Source organism: Geobacillus zalihae (assembly GCF_030414215.1).
Taxonomy (GTDB): Bacteria; Bacillota; Bacilli; order Bacillales; family Anoxybacillaceae; genus Geobacillus; species Geobacillus zalihae.
The window spans coordinates 1,086,351-1,105,074 of sequence record NZ_CP129217.1 but is presented as its reverse complement, the minus strand read 5'-3'; the positions used below and the strand labels follow the sequence as shown (position 1 = coordinate 1,105,074).

Sequence of the window (18,724 nt, the reverse complement as noted above, 5' to 3'; positions counted from 1 at the left end):
CCGTAATCATCATTGGCGGTAGTGAAAAAAGGAGCTTGAAAGCAAGCTCCTTTTCCGCTGTGATCCACCGTTGTCCATTATTGCGCTGCGTTCGTATTTTCCTTGATGCGCGCCGCTTTGCCGCGAAGTTCGCGCAAGTAGTACAATTTCGCGCGGCGGACTTTCCCGCGGCGGATGACTTCCAGCTTGGCGATTTTCGGCGTATGCACCGGGAATGTGCGCTCAACGCCGACGCCATAGGACACTTTGCGGACCGTGAACGTTTCGCTGATGCCCGCTCCGCGCCGTTTAATGACGACACCTTCAAACACTTGGATGCGTTCGCGGTTGCCTTCGACGACTTTCACATGAACGCGCACCGTGTCGCCCGGGCGGAAATCCGGCAAATCCGTCCGCAGTTGTTCTTTCGTAATCTCTTGGATTAAATGATGCATCATGATCCACTCCTTCCACAGATGTTCATGCCAATGATCTCTTCATTGCAGCGGAACATCGTTTTCCATCCTCAAGCCAATCGCTTAAGGTCACACAAAAGACATGATAGCATAAACTGTTGACTCAGGCAATAGCTATTCGCGCTCCTTTTCCCACTCTTTCAGCCATTGCTTTTGCTTGTCTGTAAGCGGATATTCATCGAGCAAGTCCGGACGGCGCAAAAACGTGCGCCGGAGCGATTCCTTCTCGCGCCACTCGGCGATGAGCTGATGGTTGCCAGAAAGCAGAATATCCGGCACTTTCATGCCGCGGAAATCGGCCGGTCTTGTGTATTGCGGATACTCAAGCAGCCCGGAGCTGAACGAGTCATCGACCGGCGACGCCTCATTGCCGAGCACCCCGGGGAGAAGACGGACGACGCTGTCGACAATGACCATGGCGCCGAGTTCCCCGCCTGTTAAAATATAGTCGCCGATCGAAATTTCATCGGTTGCTAAATATTGGCGGATGCGTTCGTCATACCCTTCGTAATGGCCGCAAATGAGCACCAAATGCGTTTCTTTCGCCAGCTCTTCCGCCTTTTTTTGCGTGTAGCGCTCGCCTTGCGGGCAAAGCAAAATGATGCGGGCGCCAGGCGATCCAGCCGTCACGTGTTCCACCGCGTCAAAAATCGGCTGCGGCTTGAGCACCATGCCGGCGCCGCCGCCATACGGATAATCGTCGACCGTTTTATGCTTGTTGTCGGCAAACTCGCGAAAATCAATAAGGCGGATGTCGACGGCCCCTTTTTCTTGCGCCTTCTTTAAAATCGACTCGCTCAACACCCCGGAAAACATGCCGGGAAACAACGTTAAAATATCGATCCGCATCACTCGAGCAGCCCTTCCATCGGCCGGATGATGATCGTTTTCCGCTCCGGATCGACGTGCAAAACGACCTCGTCAATGTACGGAATGAGCGCTTCCGATCCGTCTTCGCGCCGGACGACCCAGACGTCGTTCGCCCCTGGAGTCAAAATTTCCTTTACCGCGCCGATGGTCTCCCCGCCTTCTGTCACGACAGTGCAGCCGATGATCTCATGGAAATAATATTCCCCTTCCGCGAGTTCGCCGAGCTGGCTTTCCGGCACCTTCAGCATCGCTCCCTTAAACCGTTCCACATCGTTGATGCTGTCATAGCCTTCAAACGACAACAAGTCAAACGATTTATGGACGCGGTGGCTTTTCACCGTGACTTCAATCGGTTCCGTGTCCCGTTCGCGGAAAATGTACAGCTTGTTTCCTTTTTTATACCGTTCTTCAGGAAAGTCGGTGCGCGAAATGACGCGCACTTCGCCGCGAATGCCGTGCGTATTGACAATTTTTCCGACATTAAACCATCGTTCCATCGCTTTCATCCCTTCTTAGCGAATCTCTTTGACGACGCCGTCTTCAATGATGATGGCGCGCGTTTTTGTCACCTCTTCCCAACGGTCGCCGACGTTCACCTCAACGAGCGCCTCGACTTCCCGCTCTTTCAATTCGCTCCCTAACGGTAGCATATGTAATTGTTCGAGCTGAAACTCAAGCAGTTTCATTTTCTCCATCCGCTCGTCGATCTCTTTGGCAAAATATTGTTTCACTAAAGCGGGCGGATAGTTTCCGCTTTTCTCCATTCGTTTCTGTTCAAAACGAAGCTGGTCGCACTCGCGCTCGAGCTGCTGCTTGCGCGCCAAAAACGCGGCGGCAAGCTCTTGTTTGCTCCGTTCGGTGACGATTTGCCGCACCTCAACCGTTTGAATGAGCTTCATCCTCTTCCCCCTTTTGACACGGAATGAACGGCACCCGGGCCATTTTTGCGCCCTTTGGCCTCATATCAAAAAAGGGAGAGGAACATCCTCACCCTTTGTCTTTCACTTGCACAACAACCCGCTTTGGCGATCCGGCCGCGGCGGCGGCAACGACCGTGCGAATCGCCTGGATCGTCCGCCCTTGTTTGCCGATCACTTTGCCAGTGTCGTCTTCATGCACGGACAGCTCATAGATGACGGCCGTCTCTTCTTCGCGGCGCTCAACCGCCACCGCCTCCGGATGATCGACAAGCGCCTTGACGATCGTTTCAATGAGCGGCTTCATGTGCATCTCGCTTATTTGCCGTATTTCAAGTTATGGAACTTCTCTAAAATGCCTTGCTTCGACAGCAAGCTGCGCACCGTATCCGATGGTTTGGCGCCGTTTTGCAGCCATTTGAGCGCCAATTCCTCATCAATTTTCACTTGCGCCGGCTCAGCGACCGGATCGTACGTGCCGATCGTTTCGATAAAACGACCGTCGCGCGGTGAGCGCGAATCAGCAACCACGATGCGATAGAATGGTTTTTTCTTTGTCCCCATGCGTTTTAAACGAATTTTTACTGCCATAGTCAGTACGCACCTCCGTATAGAGTTCACACAAGATAGTATATTAACAATTCTTTTTCCGTTTGTAAAGGTTTTTCGCTTAACAGATCTTCATTTACATAAATGGAAAACGGAATCCTTTCTTTTTCCCTTTTGGCATATTCGTCATCATTTTCATCATTTTTTTCATCTCGTCAAATTGCTTCAAAAGCCGGTTCACTTCCTGCACCGTCGTGCCGCTTCCTTTGGCGATCCGCTTTTTGCGGCTAGCGTTGATGATTTCCGGATGCGTTTTCTCTTCTTTCGTCATCGAGCGGATGATCGCCTCAACGCGGGCGATTTGCTTTTCATCGACTTGGATGTTGGCGAGCCCTTTGATTTTGTTGGCGCCCGGCAGCATTTTAATCAGTTCGTCAAGCGGTCCGAGCTTGCGCACTTGGCCGAGCTGCTCCAAAAAGTCGTCAAGCGTGAAGGTGGCCGTGCGCATTTTTTGTTCGAGCTCCTTCGCCTTCTCTTCGTCGACGGCCGCCTGCGCTTTTTCGATGAGCGTCAGGACATCGCCCATGCCTAAAATGCGCGACGCCATTCGCTCCGGATGGAACGGCTCCAAAGCGTCAAGTTTTTCGCCCATCCCAGCAAACTTGATCGGCGCTCCGGTGACGGCGCGAATCGACAGCGCCGCCCCGCCGCGCGTGTCGCCGTCCAGCTTCGTCAAAATCACCCCGGTGATGCCGAGCTGCTCATGGAAGCTTTGTGCGACATTGACGGCATCTTGCCCGGTCATGGCGTCAACGACGAGGAAAATTTCATCCGGCTTGACCGCTTCTTTCATTTGCTTCAGTTCATCCATGAGCGCTTCATCAATGTGGAGGCGGCCGGCTGTGTCGATGAGCACGTAATCATAATGCTCTTCTTTCGCCCGCTCGAGCGCCTGTTTCGCGATTTCAACCGGATTGGCGTGCTCGCCTAACGAAAAGACAGGCATGTCGAGCTGCTTGCCAAGCGTCTCAAGCTGTTTGATCGCCGCCGGGCGGTAAACGTCGGCAGCCACCAGAAGCGGCTTCCGGTTATGCCGTTTGCGCAGCAAGTTGGCCAGCTTCCCGGTGGTCGTCGTTTTCCCGGCCCCTTGCAACCCGACCATCATCACAACGGTCGGCGGTTTCTTCGCGACAGCGATTTGGCTTTGCTCACCGCCCATTAACGCCGTCAGCTCTTCCTTGACGATTTTGATCACTTGCTGGCCCGGCGTTAAGCTTTTCATCACTTCCTGCCCGACAGCCCGCTCGCTCACCTGTCTGATGAAATCTTTGACGACTTTAAAGTTGACGTCAGCTTCCAAAAGCGCAAGGCGCACTTCGCGCATCATCTCTTTGACATCCGCTTCGGTGACTTTCCCTTTGCCGCGGATGCGGTTCATCACCTGCTGCAAACGTTCAGACAGTCCTTCAAACGCCATGGCGGCCACCCCCTTTTTTAATCAAGTTCGTCAAGCTCGCGGACTAGCGCCGCCAATTCGGCGTCAGCGCCGTAGCGCCGGCTGATGTAGTCTTTCAGCCGCTCGATGATCTGCCGCCGCCGTTCATATTTTCGCAGCAGCCCGAGCTTCTCTTCATACTGCTCCAGCATCGCTTCTGTACGCCGGATGTTATCGTACACCGCCTGGCGGCTCACCTCATATTGTTCGGCAATTTCCCCGAGGGAGTAGTCGTCCAAGTAGTAAAGCGCCATATAGTTGCGCTGTTTCGGCGTCAACAGCGCTTGGTAAAAATCGTATAAATAGTTCATGCGCATCGTTTTTTCCAGCACCGGACTCTCCCTCCCTCATTGTTAAGTAAAATACCTTTACAAAAATGTAGTGTACCGTCTTTTCGGCAAGGTGTCAAGGGATGGAACGGACAAAGGGCTTATCGGTTACACCCCCGTGGACGTAACAACAAAGGGCGCTCCATTGTTTTGGGAGCACCCTCTGTTGGCTTGTTTATGATTCCAGCAAATCAGCAAACAATCCGTAGACGTACTGTTCTGGATCGAACACTTGCAAATCGTCCATCTTCTCGCCGAGGCCGACGAGTTTCACTGGGATGGCCATCTCGTTGCGAATGGCAAGCACGATGCCGCCTTTCGCCGTGCCGTCAAGCTTCGTCAACACGATGCCGGTCACATCGGTCGCTTCTTTAAACAGCTTGGCTTGGCTCATCGCGTTTTGCCCGGTCGTCGCATCCAACACAAGCAGTACTTCATGCGGAGCGCCCGGAATTTCGCGGCTGATGACGCGTTTCACTTTTTCGAGCTCTTTCATTAAATTCACTTTGTTTTGCAGCCGCCCGGCCGTGTCGCATAACAATACGTCAACGCCGCGCGCTTTCGCCGCTTGAATCGCATCATACATGACCGCCGCTGGATCGGAGCCGGCCGCCTGCTTAATGACGTCGACCCCAACGCGCTCGCCCCACGCTTCGAGCTGCTCGATCGCCCCGGCGCGGAACGTGTCGCCAGCTGCCAACAAGACGGATTTCCCTTCCGATTTCAGCTTATGGGCGAGCTTGCCGATCGTTGTCGTTTTGCCGACGCCGTTGACACCGACGAACAAAATGACCGTCAGCCCGCCTTCTTGTATATTCAAAGCGGAAAGTTCTTTGTCATCGGCGCCGGCGCGGTAAATGTCAACGAGCTTTTCGGCGATGACGTCGCGCATTTGCGCCGGGTCTTGAATGTTGCGGCGCTTCACTTCCATTTTCAGCTCATCGACAAGTTCCATGACGGTCGTGACGCCCACATCCGCGGCGATCAAAATTTCCTCAAGCTCTTCAAAAAACTCTTCATCCACTTTCCGATAACGGGCGATGAGGTCGTTCACTTTCCCGGCGAGCGAATTTCGCGTTTTTGACAGCCCTTCTTTAAACTTTTCGGTTACGGCATCCGCTTGCTTTGTCCATTTTTCTTTCCATTTTTGAAAAAAACCCATCCAAAGCGCCTCCTTTCCATTATGACCGCACGAGCTCCTTCGAATCTTCCAAACGGACAGAAACAAGCTTTGAGACGCCCGATTCTTGCATCGTGACGCCGTACAGCACGTCCGCTTCTTCCATCGTCCCTTTTCGATGGGTGATGACGATAAACTGCGTGTCGCGGCTGAACCGTTTTAAATATTGGGCATACCGCTGCACGTTCGCTTCATCAAGCGCCGCTTCGACTTCATCAAGGACGCAAAACGGCACCGGGCGCACCTTTAAAATCGAAAACAAGAGGGCGATCGCCGTCAGCGCCCGTTCGCCGCCGGAAAGCAAGCTTAAATGTTGCAGCTTTTTCCCCGGAGGCTGAGCGACGATGTCGATCCCAGTCTCAAGCAAGTCGTTCGGATCGGTCAGCCGCAAATCGGCGCGCCCGCCGCCGAACAGCTCGCCAAATACCTCGCCAAAATGGGCGCGGATTTGTTCAAACGTCGCGAAAAATCGTTTTTTCATTTCATCGTCCATTTCATCAATGACTTGGTGGAGCGTCGCCTTCGCCTCTTCCAAATCGGTTTTTTGCTCGCTTAAAAAGCGGTGCCGTTCGGAAACTCGTTCGTATTCATCGATCGCCCCCAAGTTGACGGTGCCGAGCTCCTCCATGGCGCGCTTGATCAGCTTCACCCGCTTGCGCGCCTCATCGGCGCCGATCTCAAGCGGGTACGCGGAGCGAGCCGCTTCAAACGACAGCCCATACTCTTCGCGCAGACGGACAAGCAAATTCTCAAGCTCCACATCAAGCCGGTTCAACTTTACTTCTTCGTCTTTCACGACATCGGCGAGCTGTTTATGCTGCCGCTTCGTCTCTTTCCATTCCTGTTCCAAATGTTCAAGACGGCGTTGGAAATCGAGCCGCTGTTCGCGACGGCTCGCGATCAGCTCCAATGTCTTTTGCTTGTCCTCAAGCTTTTGCTCTCGCAGCTGCTCAATCTCTTCCTCGTTCCATTCCGGCGCCTCCATTTCCGCATCCAAAGCGGCTCGTTCGCGCTCTGCTTCTTTGAGCCCACGGATCGTTTCGGCAAGCTCCGCTTCCCATTCTTCCACTTTCCGGCGTGCATGTTTCACGCGCTCTTTCGTTTCCGCCAAGGCGATTTTTTGCTCCGTGATCGCTGCCTGGAGCGCCTCTTTCGTCGTTTGCTCCGTCTGTTTTTGCGCCTGCAGCCGGCTGATGTCGTCATCGATCGCCTGCAGTTTCTCGGCAAGCTGCTCAAGCTGCCTGTCAATGGCGCCGAGGCGGCGGTTGAGCTCTGCCATTTCGCGCTCGTCGTTCGCCTTTTCTTCATCATACAGTGCAAGCCGCTCGTCGATCCGTTTTTTCTGCCATTCGAGCTCGCGTTGCTCGTCCTTTTGTCTTTGCAGGGCCTCCCGAAGCGCCGCAACCTCTTCTTGCAGCGCGTCCGCCTGCGCTTCCTGCTCCGCCAGCTCGTGTCGTTTTGCGGCAACAGCCCGCTCAAGCCGAGCGATCGTTTCATCCATTTCCTGCAGTTTGGCCGAAAGCGTCTCAAGCTCGCGGTTTCGACTTAATAGCGACGCGGTCTTTTTCGCCGCCCCGCCGCCGGTCATCGCCCCGCCAGGGCTGACGACATCACCGTCCAATGTCACGAGGCGATAGCGATAGTGAAGAAGCTTGGCCAGCTCATTCGCGCCTTTTAAATCGGCTGTCACGATGACATGGCCGAGCAAATGGGCGATCGCCGCCCTATAGGCGCGGTCGTATTCGACGAGCTCGCTTGCGATGCCGACAAACGCCGGATGGCGGTCAATCGCCGCCCGCTCCCGTTCGGAAAGCGCGCGCGCTTGGATGACGTCAAGCGGCAAAAACGTCGCGCGCCCGTAGCCGTTCGTTTTCAAATAGTGAATCGCTTGCCGCGCCGCCTGTTCGCTGTCAACGACGATATGCTGCATCGCCCCGCCGAGCGCCGTTTCAATCGCCGTCTCATAGCGGTCCGGCACGCGGATGAGCTCAACAATGGCGCCATGAATGCCGGGCAGAAGGTCGCGCGCCTTTAATACTTCCTTTACTCCTTGGACAAAACCGGAATAATCATGTTGCATCTCTTCCAACCATTGCTGGCGCGCTTTGGTTTGCTGCCGGTATTGGCGCGCCTGATGCAGCAACGCTTCATGCTGCTCGAGCTCCGTTTTTTGCGCTGCGAGCGCCGCGGCGAGAGCGGCTTGTCTGTTATGCGCTTCCGTCAGCGCCTGTTCGAGGCGGGTCTGCTCGGCCCATAAGGCCGCCCGCTTCTGCTCGAGCTGTTCACGTTCGGCGAGATGGCGGCGGTTCGCTTCATCGAGCGCCGTCCGTTTGGCATGCAGCTTGCTGATGGCCTGCTCCACATGTGCGCGTTCGTTTTTCAACGCCGCCTGTTCATGAACAAGGTCGATGTAATCACCTTTTCGCCGCTCGATTTCTTCTTCAATGTCGGCTTCATGCGCCGAAAACAAAGCCTGTTTTTCTTTCAGCTCCCGCTCGAGCGCTGCGGCGCCCGCCTCAAGACGGGCGAGTTCCTCCCGCTCGGCATGCAGCTGCTCCGTCAAGCGGCGCCGTTTCGCAGCCAGTGCAGCCGTTATGTCGTCCAGCTGCGCTTTTCGCCTCGCGGCATGCTTTTTTCTCTCTTTCAATACTTCTTTCCGCCCTTCGAGCTTCTCAAGCTCTTCGCTGGCTAAAAGCAGCACTTGCTGCAAACCGTCGATCGATTCGTCAATGGCGGTCATTTGATCGCGGAGCTGTTCGATTTGGGCTTCCATTTTCTGCAACGCCGCCGCCAGCGCCACTTCGTCCCGCTGGTGCCCATCAAGCGCTTCCTTCAACTCATTCCATTGCCCGCGCAGCTGCTCGATGTCGTGAACCATCAGCGCCACTTCAAATCGCTCGAGCTCTTCGCGTTTTTCCAAAAACTCTTTGGCGAGCGACGCCTGCATGCGGAGCGGCTCAAGCTGCTGTTCGAGCTCGTGCAAAATATCGTTGACGCGGTGCAAGTTGTCTTGCGTCTCCGCTAGCTTCGCCTCCGCCTTTTTTTTCCGCAGCTTGTACTTCAACACGCCGGCCGCTTCTTCAAAAATCGTGCGCCGCTCTTCCGGTTTGCTGCTTAAAATCTCTTCGACCCGGCCTTGGCCGATGATGGAAAACGCCTCCTTGCCGAGCCCGGAATCGAGAAACAAATCGACGATGTCTTTCAAACGGCACGGCTGGCGGTTGATGAAAAACTCGCTCTCCCCCGAGCGATAAACGCGCCGGGTCACGCTCACTTCCTGGTACTCAAGCGGCAAAAAGCCGTCTTCATTGTCGAGTGTGATCGTCACTTCAGCCACATTGAGCGGCTTGCGCGATTCGCTGCCGGCGAAGATGACGTCTTCCATTTTCGCCCCGCGCAACGATTTTGCTGATTGCTCACCGAGCACCCAACGGATCGCATCGGTAATGTTGCTTTTGCCGCTCCCGTTCGGACCGACGACCGCCGTCACACCAGGGACAAACTCGATCGATACACGGTCGGCGAACGATTTAAAGCCGATCACATCCAATCGTTTCAGGAACATGGTATGACGCCTCACCATCTTTCCACTGTGATCCACCACAAACACCCCGGAGCCCTTTTTGGAAACCGAGACGTTCGATCTTTTCATCCTACCATATGAGCTATCGAAAAAAACGCCTTTCTTCCCCCGCTCAAGGCGCGCATGTTCATCGAAACACCCATGAGCAGCGTTTGCTCTCCATCCCTTCGCACGTTCACAGAAAAAAGACTGACGTAACAGCGCCAGCCTTCACTGCTGATCGGCAGCCCGCAACGTTTCGAGCGCCATTTGCGCCGCATGTTGTTCGGCTTCCTTTTTCGAGCGGCCGACGCCGATGCCAAGCTCTTGGCCGTTTAACGCTACGCGGGCGACAAACTCCTTGTTGTGGGCCGGACCTTTTTCCTCCAAAATGGCGTATTCAAGCGTTCCGCTGCCGTCCCGCTGCACCAATTCCTGCAGCTGGCTTTTAAAATCCATCACATGAGAAAAAGCACCTTCATCAATTTTCGGAAACATCGTTTTCTCCAAAAAGCGGATGACCGCGTCCATTCCTTGATCCAAATACAAAGCGCCGATGAACGCCTCAAAGACGTCTGCCAAGAGCGCCGGACGCGTCCGCCCGCCGGTCAGCTCCTCGCCTTTGCCGAGCAAGACGAGCTCGCCGAACGACAGGGCGTTGGCAAATTTCACAAGCGACGGCTCGCAGACGATGGCCGCCCTCAGCTTCGTCAATTGCCCCTCGCTCATATGCGGGAACTTTTGAAATAAATATTGAGAAACGGTCAGCTCCAGCACGGCATCGCCTAAAAACTCAAGCCGTTCATTGTCTTCGTGAAGCCGCCGCCGATGCTCATTCACATACGATGAATGGGTGAACGCTTGAATCAACAGCTTTTCGTTTCGAAAGGTGATGCCGATTTTTTTTTGCAGCTCTTGAAACTTCGCCCGCCTCTTTTCATGGATGCGCTCTTTATCTTTTTGTTTTGACATAAAAATGCCCTCCGACTTCGTTCCAGAACAAAATGGCCGTGTCTTCTTCTATTATATCCGTTCTCCGGTCCGCTACGCGAGCGGGAATCGTGCGCTTTTTTCCGCAAGGCCCGCCGAGCATCCCTGAAAAAGCAGAGAAAGCCCCGTTCGAAGCAACGGGACTTTGCAAAAAAGCAGCATTACAGACGACTTTTTATGTAGTTCACAGCGTCTCCGACTGTGACGATTTTTTCCGCCTCTTCATCGGAAATTTCCATGTTGAATTCGTCTTCAAGTTCCATGACGAGTTCGACGATGTCGAGCGAGTCAGCGCCCAGGTCGTCCTTAAACGACGCCTCGAGCGTCACTTGCGATTCGTCAACCCCCAGCCGGTCAACGATGATTTTCGTTACACGTTCCAATACATCGGCCATTGCGTTCACCTCCCTTCATGATTATAGTCGATTGGCAGAAAAAATACTAGCACTGTTTTTCTTACGGCATCACCATGCCGCCGTCAACATGAAGCGTCTGTCCAGTCATGTAGCTCGCGGCGTCGGAAGCGAGGAAAGCGACGACGCGGGCGACATCATCCGGCTCGCCAAAGCGGGCGAGCGGAATTTGCTTTAACATTTCCGCCTTCAGCTCCGGGCTGAGCGCTTCGGTCATATCGGTCGTAATGAATCCTGGTGCGACGGCGTTAACGGTGATGTTGCGGCTGGCGAATTCGCGCGCCGCCGTCTTCGTCAGCCCGATGACGCCGGCCTTGGCGGCGACATAGTTCGCCTGCCCCGGATTGCCGATCACGCCGACGACCGAAGCAATGTTGACGATCCGCCCATAGCGCTGCTTCATCATCGGGCGCGTTGCCGCCTTCGTACAAAGAAATACTCCTTTTAAGTTCGTGTTAATCACGGCATCCCATTCTTCTTCTTTCATCCGCATCAATAAATTGTCGCGTGTAATGCCGGCGTTGTTGACCAAAATATCGAGGCGGCCAAAATGGTCAATCGTCGTTTTCACCATGCGCTCAACATCTTCAGCGCGGGCGACGTCCGCCTGCACGGCGATCGCTTCGCGGCCGAGCGAGCGGATGGCCTCGACAACTTCATTCGCTTTCGCCTCGCTGCCGGCGTAATTGACGGCAACGTTCGCCCCTTGGCGGGCAAGTTCCAGAGCAACCGCCCGGCCAATGCCGCGCGACGCCCCGGTCACAAGAGCAATTTTTCCTTCGAGCATCGCTTTATTCCCCTTTCAGCGCCGCAACGGTCGCTTCGAAGGAAGCAAGATCGTTCACCGCATAAACGCGGGCGTTGCGGTCGATTTTTTTCACAAGGCCGGACAACACTTTTCCCGGACCGATTTCGACAAACGTGTCGACGCCAAGCGAAAGAAGCGTGCGCACCGACTGCTCCCAACGCACCGGCGAATACAGTTGTTCAATGAGAAGGCGGGCGATGTCCTCTTTTTTCGTCACCGGCTCAGCAGTCACATTGGCGACGACCGGAATGACGGCGTCACGAATCACCAAACTGTCAAGAACCGCTTTCAGTTTTTCTGCCGCCGGCTTCATGAGAGCGGAGTGGAACGGACCGCTCACCTCAAGCGGAATGACGCGTTTGGCGCCGCGTTCTTTCAAAAGCTGAGCCGCTTTTTCCACTCCGGCTTTCGAGCCGGAGATGACAATTTGCCCCGGGCAGTTGAAGTTGGCCGGCTCGACCGGATCGCCTTGGGCGGCGATTTCATTTGTCACTGCTTCAAGCGCATCAGCGTCCATCCCAAGCACCGCCGCCATCGTCCCTTCACCGGCCGGCACCGCTTCATCCATCAGCTCACCGCGGCGGCGCACCGCGTAGACGGCATCGGCAAACGACATGGCGCCGGCGGCGACAAGCGCCGTATATTCGCCTAAGCTGTGGCCGGCGACATAGTCCGCTTTCAGCCCAGCGCCGTCGACAAGCTGGAGCAAGGCGATGCTGGCGGTCAAGAGCGCCGGCTGGGCGTTATATGTCAACGTCAGCTCTTCTTGCGGTCCGTTGAACATGAGCTTGGAAAGCGCGAATCCAAGCCGCTCGTCAGCCTCCGCGATGACGGCACGGGCGCGGTCGTCATGCTCGGCAGCGTCTTTCGCCATGCCGACCGTCTGCGATCCTTGGCCAGGAAATAAAAAGGCGATTTTCCCCATTTTTGATTCCTCCTTTACCGATTATGCCCGTTCCAGCTCCGCTCTGATCGTGCCGATGACATCATGAACCACCATCTCTCGCGCCTGGCGGATGGCGTGGAAGATGGCGTTCGCATCGGACGACCCGTGCGCTTTAATGACCGGAGCATTTAAGCCAAACAGCGCCGCGCCGCCATACTCCGAGTAGTCCATCATTTTTTTCAGCCCGGCGAGCTTTGGCTTGAGGACGGCGGCGGCCAGCTTCGCCGCGACGCCGCTTGTCAGCGTCTGCTTGAGCAAGGAAAAGAGCGCCATCGCCGTCCCTTCAATCGTTTTTAACGCAACATTGCCGGCAAAGCCGTCGGCGACAACAACATCAGCCACTCCTTGCAGCAGATCGCGCGCTTCGACATTGCCGATGAAATGAAGGTTCGTTTCCTTGAGCAAGGCAAACGCCCGTTTCGTTGTTTCGTTTCCTTTTTGGTCTTCCGTTCCGACGTTCAGCAAGCCGATGCGCGGTTTTTCGACGCCGCGCACGTTCTTTGCGTACACATGTCCCATCAAAGCGTATTGCTGCAAATGTTCCGGCTTTGCATCGACGTTGGCGCCGACATCCAGAAAGACAAAGCCGCGCCCATCCAACGTCGGCAGCGTCGGGGCGAGCGCCGGGCGGTCGATGCCGGCTGCCCGCCCGACGACAAACAGTCCGGCTGCCATGAGCGCCCCGGTATTGCCGGCGGAAATGCAGGCAGCGGCGCGCCCTTCTTTCACTTCTTCCGCCATGCGCACCATCGACGAGTTCTTTTTGCGCCGCACTGCCCGCACCGGCTCATCATCTGCTTCGATCACTTCGTCGGTGTGGATGATCGAAATGCGCTCTTCACCCGTCACATGCGGGCGAATTTTCTCTTCATCGCCAATCAGCGTAATCTCGATGTCAGGGAAATGGGCGGCGGCCATAAGCGCCCCGCGCACGATTTCGCCCGGGGCATGGTCTCCACCCATGGCATCAACCGCGATATTCATTGCTGTCCCCATCCTTTTTCTCTATGTTTGAACGATACATTTCAAACGTACCAGAAAAGACGAGCTCCTGGCCGACGTAGCTGTTCACCTCGACGATTGTGCGCCCGTGCGCCGTTTTTCCGGTCACTTTCGCTTTGGCTACGACCCGCTCCCCTTCTTTCACTTGGCGCACAAAACGAATGGTCGCTTTCGCTGTCAGCGCCAGTTCATCATGGATGACAGCGACGGCAAGCGAGTTGGCCTGAGCGAACAAATGATGGCCGCGGGCGATGCGGGTGCGCCGAAAGACGTGCTCCTCTTTCACATCGAAAATCGAAATGGCGCTCGCATCCGGCTCGATGTCAATAATGTCGCCGATCACTTCTTCAAGCGGCAACGCCCGCACTTTATCAGCGAACGACTGGCGGGCGACATTCTTGATGCGCTCACGCAGTTCGGGAATCGACAGCTCAAGCCGATCAAGGCGGATCGTCTGCACGCTGACCGAAAATTTTTCGGCGAGCTCTTCATCGGTGATAAACGGGTTTTCCCGGATCGTCTCCTGCAACAACCGTTGCCGTTCGCGTTTGCTTTTTCTCATCGATTCGTGACACCGTCCGATTTTATGACTAGGTACTAAAAGTAATATATAATATCAAAAAACGAAATGCAAGCACAAAAAATGAACAGCGCCACATGCTGTCGGCCGCTGTGGATCCGACGCCCCCCTCGCCAAACGGCTTTCTGCTCCATCCTCGAGGCCCACAAACGAAATAGTGGGACAGGCATCTCCTGCCTCCTCCGTCCGAGCAATAAAAATATAGGCTTCCACTGGCCAAAAAATCAATTACCATCTGTAGATGAGCATTTTTCATTACAATAATTTCCATGATTAGAGAGACAAACAGGGTACCCCTTATGCGATACGGAGCTGTTTTTTGATCACATCAATAGGAATCTCTTGCTTTGCAGCGTCATAAATGAACTCTATGACGCTATGGCCTTTCCGCGACCGAAGAAGCTCCAGCCCGGTGGAGAGGTTTTGTCGGGATTCGGAGATGCTGTACACGCAAGCCAATAAAACGGTCACCCAATACCGTTTTACCGCCCGAACGTGACGGACCTGGTATCCATCCAGCTTCAGTTGATCTTTCGCCTGCCGGAAAAAGCACTCGATCGTCCAACGCTGAGCATAGTAACGCAAGATGTCTTCGTCCCCGAGTTCCCGGTCGGTGCTCAAGATGCAATGAAGATGTTCCGGCGCCATCGGCTGATCCGCCTTCCAAGCCAGCAGCACCACCGCGTCATCGAGGCCATGGATGGCCCCCTCATAGCGATACACGCGATAACGCTCCTTCCCCACCGTGACGAGGCGGGTGTCTTTGGACTCGATATAGCGGGCAAACTGCTTGGCTTGGATGGCGATGCCTTTTGGGTAGAGAATCCGGTTCGTCTTGAGCATCGCGATGACATGGAATCCCTGTTTCAAGCAGGCTTCAATGAGCTTTTTGGACGGATACCACGAATCCATGAGCACATACACCGGCTGAGCCCGCTTCACCTTGAGCGAGGAAAGCATCTCGATCGCCAGGTCGATTTTGCTTCTTCCCTCCTTCTTGTCATACAGGCGGAACGCAAATGGGAACGCCTGCGTGAAGGTGTGCACCATCAGCCAAACGAGCGAATGCCCCCAGATCGATTGATGATCTTTATGCGAGTAGTGCCAGTCGCACCCTTGAATGGCGTGCGCAGCCCGTGACGAAGGCTTTGTTTTTTGGCAAATCGTATCATCAATCGAAACAAAAAGGGGTTGATTCTTCCGTTTGGCCAGTCGTTCGACCTGGGAAAGGATCCACTCTTGAAGCTTCCCAAGCAGCCTTTCCTCGTTCCAAGGGCTTTTCGTGAAAAAGTGACTGAGCGTCGTTCGATGATTCGGATGAAAGCTCCAGTAATGAATATCAGTCAATGTTCCCGAGAATCCCTTGGTGGTCAAGGCATCGACAATATGAATGAGATGCTTGATGACCGGTTTGGAAAGCTGCAGCGTCAACCCCAGCGTGAAGAAAAACTTGTGGATTCCTTGGTGATGTGCTAATCTATTCATGAGACATGAACCTCCTTGTGGATAGTTGGTGGTACATCTATTCTAACCAAGGAATCGGGTTCATGTCTCCTTTTTTGTTTAGTTGTCAATTTATGTCAGTGAATTTGCTCATCTACAGTTACCATAAAAAACAGCGGGGCGCGAATGCGCCGGCCGCCTCCTCCCTGTCTATTAATCTAGCTTTTCCCCGTCGAGTAGGCCGGACGCTTCCAGCTCGGCGCGCAGCCCGGCGTACGCCTCATCGCGCCAAAACGCGGCCGAGGAAACGAGCTTGGCGGCATCGCGGCGGGCGACTTCCAAAATGCGGTAATCATGCACTGGATCGCCGTAGCGGAATTCCGGGAGCCCGCTTTGTTTTGTACCGAAAAAATCGCCCGGACCGCGCAGCTCCAAATCTTTTTCGGCCAACACAAACCCATCGGCCGTTTCCGTCATGATGCGCATTCGTTCTTTGCCGACTTCCGATTTCGGGTCGGCGATCAAAATGCAGTACGACTGGGCGTCGCCGCGCCCGACCCGCCCGCGCAGCTGATGGAGCTGGGCGAGGCCAAACCGTTCGGCGTCGTAAATGACCATCACCGTCGCATTCGGTACATTCACGCCGACTTCAACGACCGTCGTCGAGACGAGCACATGGATGCGGTTTTCGCTGAACGCCCTCATGACGCGTTCTTTTTCGTCGGCCGACAGCCGGCCGTGCATCAAGCCGATCTCATATTTCCCGCGATAATAATGGACAAGCTGGCTATGAACATCGATGGCGTTTTGCACATCCAATTTGTCCGACTCCTCAATGAGCGGACAGATGACATACGCCTGATGACCACGGCGCAATTCCTTTTCGATAAAATCGAGCACGCGGGAGAACTGATGATGCTTCACCCAATACGTCTCGACTTTTTTTCGTCCGGCCGGCATTTCATCGAGCACCGATACGTCCATGTCGCCGAACGCTGTAATGGCGAGTGTGCGCGGAATCGGCGTCGCCGTCATCATCAATACATCCGGTGCATGCCCTTTCTCACGCAAAACGCGGCGCTGTTCGACGCCAAACCGGTGCTGCTCGTCCGTAATCACGAGGCCGAGCCTGTGAAACTGCACTCCTTCTTGAATCAAGGCGTGCGTGCCTACGACGATATCAATTGTTCCTTCTTCCAGTTCGGCAAGCACCGCTTTGCGCTGCTTTCCCTTCACTGAGCTTGTCAAGAGCGCAATCGTCACATCCGTATCGGCAAACAGCTCGGCGAGCGAGCGGGCGTGCTGTTCAGCCAGAATTTCCGTCGGCACCATCAGCGCTCCTTGAAATCCGGACAAAGCGGCGGCGTAAAGAGCGACAGCGGCAACGACCGTCTTGCCAGAACCGACGTCGCCTTGCAAAAGCCGGTTCATTTGCCGCGGCGAGCGCATGTCCGCCAAAATTTCGCCGATGACACGGCGCTGGGCGTTCGTCAAGACAAACGGCAATCCGGAAAGAAAGGACGAAAGCCGCTCTTCAGAAAACGAATGAACGACGCCGCGCCGCTCATCGCGCATCAATCGACGGAGCGCCTGCATTTTCAGCTGGTACAACAAAAACTCCTCATAGATGAGCCGGCGCCGCGCCTGATGCAATTCTTCGCGCGTGCGCGGAAAATGAAGGGCGCGGAGCGCTTCTTGTTTGTCGACAAGGCGATAAGCGCGGCGCAAAGCGGGCGGCAGCGGGTCGGGAATGTGCTCGCCAAACTGTTCGAACGCCGCTTTCATCAACCGGCGCATCGTTTTCACCGTCAGTGGGCTGCGAACGGAGTAAACCGGCTCGATGCCGGTGGTCTCCGGAGCCGGTCCGAACCGAAGCTCGTAGGCGTTGATCGTTTGCCGATGCCGGTCCCATTTGCCGATCACCGTCACCGTCTCGTTCAGGGCGATTTTTTCCTTCAAATAGGGACGGTTGAAACAAACGACGGTGATCAAGTAGCGATCGGCCAGCATGCGGAAGGAAAGGCGCGATTTTTTCTTTCCGTAATACGTCAACAGCGGGGCGCTGTATACTTTTCCTTCCACTGTCACTTTTTCTTCATGGCGGACGACGGCCAAATCTTTTTGTTCGTAATCATCATAGCGGTACGGGGCGTACGCAAGCAGCTCACCGACCGTCGCGATGCCGATGTCGGCAAGCGCGGCCGCCGTCTCTTCACCGATGCCTTTGACCGCCGTCACCGGCTGCTGCATCGCTTCGTTCACTTCGATGCCGCAGAAGCGCCGAAAATGCGAGCCGCAATGGCGCGGCCAGTCGGCGTCGCGGCCACCCCCCCTTGCGCCGTTTCTTTGAGCGCCACCGGCATGGCTGCACCGATGCGATACATCGCTTCAATCACTTCATCGCACGGGATGCGGCTTTTAATGCCGGCTAGCGCCATATCCGCAGCGATCATGGCGTTCGCCGCCCCCATCGCGTTCCGCTTGACGCACGGCACTTCGACCAGGCCAGCAACCGGGTCGCATACTAATCCCAACATATTTTTTAGGGCGATGGCCATCGCTTCGGCCGCTTGGCTCGGCGTCCCACCGGCCAGCTCCACCAACGCCGCGGCCGCCATGCCGGCCGCCGACCCGACCTCGGCCTGACAGCCGCCGGCGGCGCCGGAAATCGAGGCGTTGTTCGCGACGACGTAGCCAAACGCCCCGGCTGTAAACAAAAACTCGATCATTTCCATCCTTGTCGGCCGCAGCTTCTCTTTCACGGCAAACAACGTCCCTGGAACGACGCCGGCCGCCCCTGCCGTCGGGGTGGCGCAAATAACGCCCATCGCCGCGTTCACTTCGTTCGTCGCCATGGCTTTGCTGACGGCGTCCAAAATCGTCTCCCCAGACAAAAAACGGCCGCCCTCAATATAACACTGCATCCGCACCGCATCGCCGCCCGTCAGCCCGGAGCGGGACACAACCCCTTCGAGTCCCCTCTCGACGGCGCGCTCCATGACCGACAAATGGTGATCCATTTGCGCGATCACCTCTTCTCGACTTCTTCCGCTTACCTCCACTTCTTGGCGAATCATCACTTCAGCGATTTTGATGTTGTCCTTTTCTGCCATCTCCACGAGTTCAGCTACATTGCGAAACATATCATTTCCCACCTATCCTCTCTCTATCATGGTGCATCTGAA

The 18,724-nt window shown here is 55.3% G+C and carries 19 protein-coding genes; all 19 read right to left on the bottom strand.

The window, feature by feature from the left end:
- Positions 1-77 precede the first annotated feature (77 nt).
- The 19 genes from rplS to sdaAA all read right to left on the bottom strand — a co-directional run bounded on the left by rplS (position 78) and on the right by sdaAA (position 18,682).
- Positions 78-434, bottom strand: coding sequence for a 50S ribosomal protein L19 (gene rplS / locus QWV57_RS05725; RefSeq protein ID WP_013145772.1), 357 nt, complete (start codon positions 432-434; stop codon positions 78-80).
- A 135-nt stretch (positions 435-569) separates the two neighbouring features.
- Positions 570-1,304 carry a tRNA (guanosine(37)-N1)-methyltransferase TrmD gene (trmD, locus tag QWV57_RS05720; protein WP_011230701.1) on the bottom strand — a complete coding sequence of 245 codons (735 nt, stop codon included), beginning with the start codon at positions 1,302-1,304 and terminating at the stop codon, positions 570-572.
- On the bottom strand, positions 1,304-1,822 hold the full coding sequence (gene rimM, locus QWV57_RS05715) for a ribosome maturation factor RimM (protein WP_013145773.1): 519 nt from the start codon (positions 1,820-1,822) through the stop codon (positions 1,304-1,306). The genes trmD and rimM overlap by 1 nt, the downstream gene beginning before the upstream one ends.
- 15 nt (positions 1,823-1,837) lie before the next feature.
- Positions 1,838-2,224, bottom strand: coding sequence for a YlqD family protein (locus tag QWV57_RS05710; protein ID WP_011230699.1), 387 nt, complete (start codon positions 2,222-2,224; stop codon positions 1,838-1,840).
- A gap of 88 nt (positions 2,225-2,312) precedes the next feature.
- Complete coding sequence (locus tag QWV57_RS05705; protein ID WP_011230698.1) at positions 2,313-2,549, bottom strand: KH domain-containing protein; 237 nt, start codon at positions 2,547-2,549, stop codon at positions 2,313-2,315.
- Positions 2,550-2,560: 11 nt separating this feature from the next.
- Positions 2,561-2,833: a 30S ribosomal protein S16 gene (gene rpsP, locus QWV57_RS05700; protein WP_011230697.1), complete on the bottom strand. Its 273-nt coding sequence runs from the start codon at positions 2,831-2,833 to the stop codon at positions 2,561-2,563.
- Between the two features lie 94 nt (positions 2,834-2,927).
- Entirely contained in the window at positions 2,928-4,268 is a 1,341-nt protein-coding gene (gene ffh, locus QWV57_RS05695; protein ID WP_011230696.1) for a signal recognition particle protein, read from the bottom strand.
- Between the two features lie 17 nt (positions 4,269-4,285).
- Positions 4,286-4,618: a putative DNA-binding protein gene (locus QWV57_RS05690; RefSeq protein WP_011230695.1), complete on the bottom strand. Its 333-nt coding sequence runs from the start codon at positions 4,616-4,618 to the stop codon at positions 4,286-4,288.
- A gap of 172 nt (positions 4,619-4,790) precedes the next feature.
- Positions 4,791-5,777 carry a signal recognition particle-docking protein FtsY gene (gene ftsY / locus QWV57_RS05685; protein ID WP_013523383.1) on the bottom strand — a complete coding sequence of 329 codons (987 nt, stop codon included), beginning with the start codon at positions 5,775-5,777 and terminating at the stop codon, positions 4,791-4,793.
- Between the two features lie 19 nt (positions 5,778-5,796).
- Positions 5,797-9,360, bottom strand: a complete 3,564-nt coding sequence (gene smc / locus QWV57_RS05680) for a chromosome segregation protein SMC (RefSeq protein ID WP_301101204.1) — start codon at positions 9,358-9,360, stop codon at positions 5,797-5,799.
- Between the two features lie 228 nt (positions 9,361-9,588).
- Complete coding sequence (gene rnc / locus QWV57_RS05675) at positions 9,589-10,329, bottom strand: ribonuclease III (protein WP_013523381.1); 741 nt, start codon at positions 10,327-10,329, stop codon at positions 9,589-9,591.
- 179 nt (positions 10,330-10,508) lie between these two features.
- Positions 10,509-10,742, bottom strand: coding sequence for an acyl carrier protein (locus QWV57_RS05670; RefSeq protein WP_011230691.1), 234 nt, complete (start codon positions 10,740-10,742; stop codon positions 10,509-10,511).
- Positions 10,743-10,803: 61 nt separating this feature from the next.
- A complete protein-coding gene (gene fabG, locus QWV57_RS05665) occupies positions 10,804-11,547 on the bottom strand; it encodes a 3-oxoacyl-[acyl-carrier-protein] reductase (protein ID WP_011230690.1) in 744 nt (247 codons plus the stop codon).
- 4 nt (positions 11,548-11,551) lie between these two features.
- Positions 11,552-12,493, bottom strand: coding sequence for an ACP S-malonyltransferase (gene fabD, locus QWV57_RS05660; RefSeq protein ID WP_011230689.1), 942 nt, complete (start codon positions 12,491-12,493; stop codon positions 11,552-11,554).
- Positions 12,494-12,514: 21 nt separating this feature from the next.
- Positions 12,515-13,498 carry a phosphate acyltransferase PlsX gene (plsX, locus tag QWV57_RS05655; RefSeq protein WP_096225534.1) on the bottom strand — a complete coding sequence of 328 codons (984 nt, stop codon included), beginning with the start codon at positions 13,496-13,498 and terminating at the stop codon, positions 12,515-12,517.
- The gene (fapR, locus tag QWV57_RS05650) at positions 13,482-14,078 is read right to left on the bottom strand and encodes a transcription factor FapR (RefSeq protein ID WP_011230687.1); all 597 of its coding nucleotides are present in this window, start codon (positions 14,076-14,078) and stop codon (positions 13,482-13,484) included. Before fapR ends, plsX begins: the two co-directional genes overlap by 17 nt.
- A gap of 315 nt (positions 14,079-14,393) precedes the next feature.
- Positions 14,394-15,581, bottom strand: a complete 1,188-nt coding sequence (locus QWV57_RS05645) for an IS701 family transposase (RefSeq protein WP_301101198.1) — start codon at positions 15,579-15,581, stop codon at positions 14,394-14,396.
- Between the two features lie 171 nt (positions 15,582-15,752).
- Positions 15,753-17,801, bottom strand: a complete 2,049-nt coding sequence (gene recG, locus QWV57_RS05640) for an ATP-dependent DNA helicase RecG (RefSeq protein WP_015374396.1) — start codon at positions 17,799-17,801, stop codon at positions 15,753-15,755.
- Entirely contained in the window at positions 17,798-18,682 is an 885-nt protein-coding gene (gene sdaAA, locus QWV57_RS05635; RefSeq protein ID WP_015374395.1) for an L-serine ammonia-lyase, iron-sulfur-dependent, subunit alpha, read from the bottom strand. Before sdaAA ends, recG begins: the two co-directional genes overlap by 4 nt.
- Positions 18,683-18,724: the final 42 nt, after the last annotated feature.

Bases quoted from the DNA above. Each gene is read 5' to 3' on its own strand.
- rplS (WP_013145772.1), bottom strand. From the start codon at position 434: ATGCATCATTTAATCCAAGAGATTACGAAAGAACAACTGCGGACGGAT.
- trmD (WP_011230701.1), bottom strand. From the start codon at position 1,304: ATGCGGATCGATATTTTAACGTTGTTTCCCGGCATGTTTTCCGGGGTG.
- rimM (WP_013145773.1), bottom strand. From the start codon at position 1,822: ATGGAACGATGGTTTAATGTCGGAAAAATTGTCAATACGCACGGCATT.
- QWV57_RS05710 (WP_011230699.1), bottom strand. From the start codon at position 2,224: ATGAAGCTCATTCAAACGGTTGAGGTGCGGCAAATCGTCACCGAACGG.
- QWV57_RS05705 (WP_011230698.1), bottom strand. From the start codon at position 2,549: ATGAAGCCGCTCATTGAAACGATCGTCAAGGCGCTTGTCGATCATCCG.
- rpsP (WP_011230697.1), bottom strand. From the start codon at position 2,833: ATGGCAGTAAAAATTCGTTTAAAACGCATGGGGACAAAGAAAAAACCA.
- ffh (WP_011230696.1), bottom strand. From the start codon at position 4,268: ATGGCGTTTGAAGGACTGTCTGAACGTTTGCAGCAGGTGATGAACCGC.
- ftsY (WP_013523383.1), bottom strand. From the start codon at position 5,777: ATGGGTTTTTTTCAAAAATGGAAAGAAAAATGGACAAAGCAAGCGGAT.
- smc (WP_301101204.1), bottom strand. From the start codon at position 9,360: ATGTTCCTGAAACGATTGGATGTGATCGGCTTTAAATCGTTCGCCGAC.
- rnc (WP_013523381.1), bottom strand. From the start codon at position 10,329: ATGTCAAAACAAAAAGATAAAGAGCGCATCCATGAAAAGAGGCGGGCG.
- QWV57_RS05670 (WP_011230691.1), bottom strand. From the start codon at position 10,742: ATGGCCGATGTATTGGAACGTGTAACGAAAATCATCGTTGACCGGCTG.
- fabG (WP_011230690.1), bottom strand. From the start codon at position 11,547: ATGCTCGAAGGAAAAATTGCTCTTGTGACCGGGGCGTCGCGCGGCATT.
- fabD (WP_011230689.1), bottom strand. From the start codon at position 12,493: ATGGGGAAAATCGCCTTTTTATTTCCTGGCCAAGGATCGCAGACGGTC.
- plsX (WP_096225534.1), bottom strand. From the start codon at position 13,498: ATGAATATCGCGGTTGATGCCATGGGTGGAGACCATGCCCCGGGCGAA.
- fapR (WP_011230687.1), bottom strand. From the start codon at position 14,078: ATGAGAAAAAGCAAACGCGAACGGCAACGGTTGTTGCAGGAGACGATC.
- QWV57_RS05645 (WP_301101198.1), bottom strand. From the start codon at position 15,581: ATGAATAGATTAGCACATCACCAAGGAATCCACAAGTTTTTCTTCACG.
- sdaAA (WP_015374395.1), bottom strand. From the start codon at position 18,682: ATGTTTCGCAATGTAGCTGAACTCGTGGAGATGGCAGAAAAGGACAAC.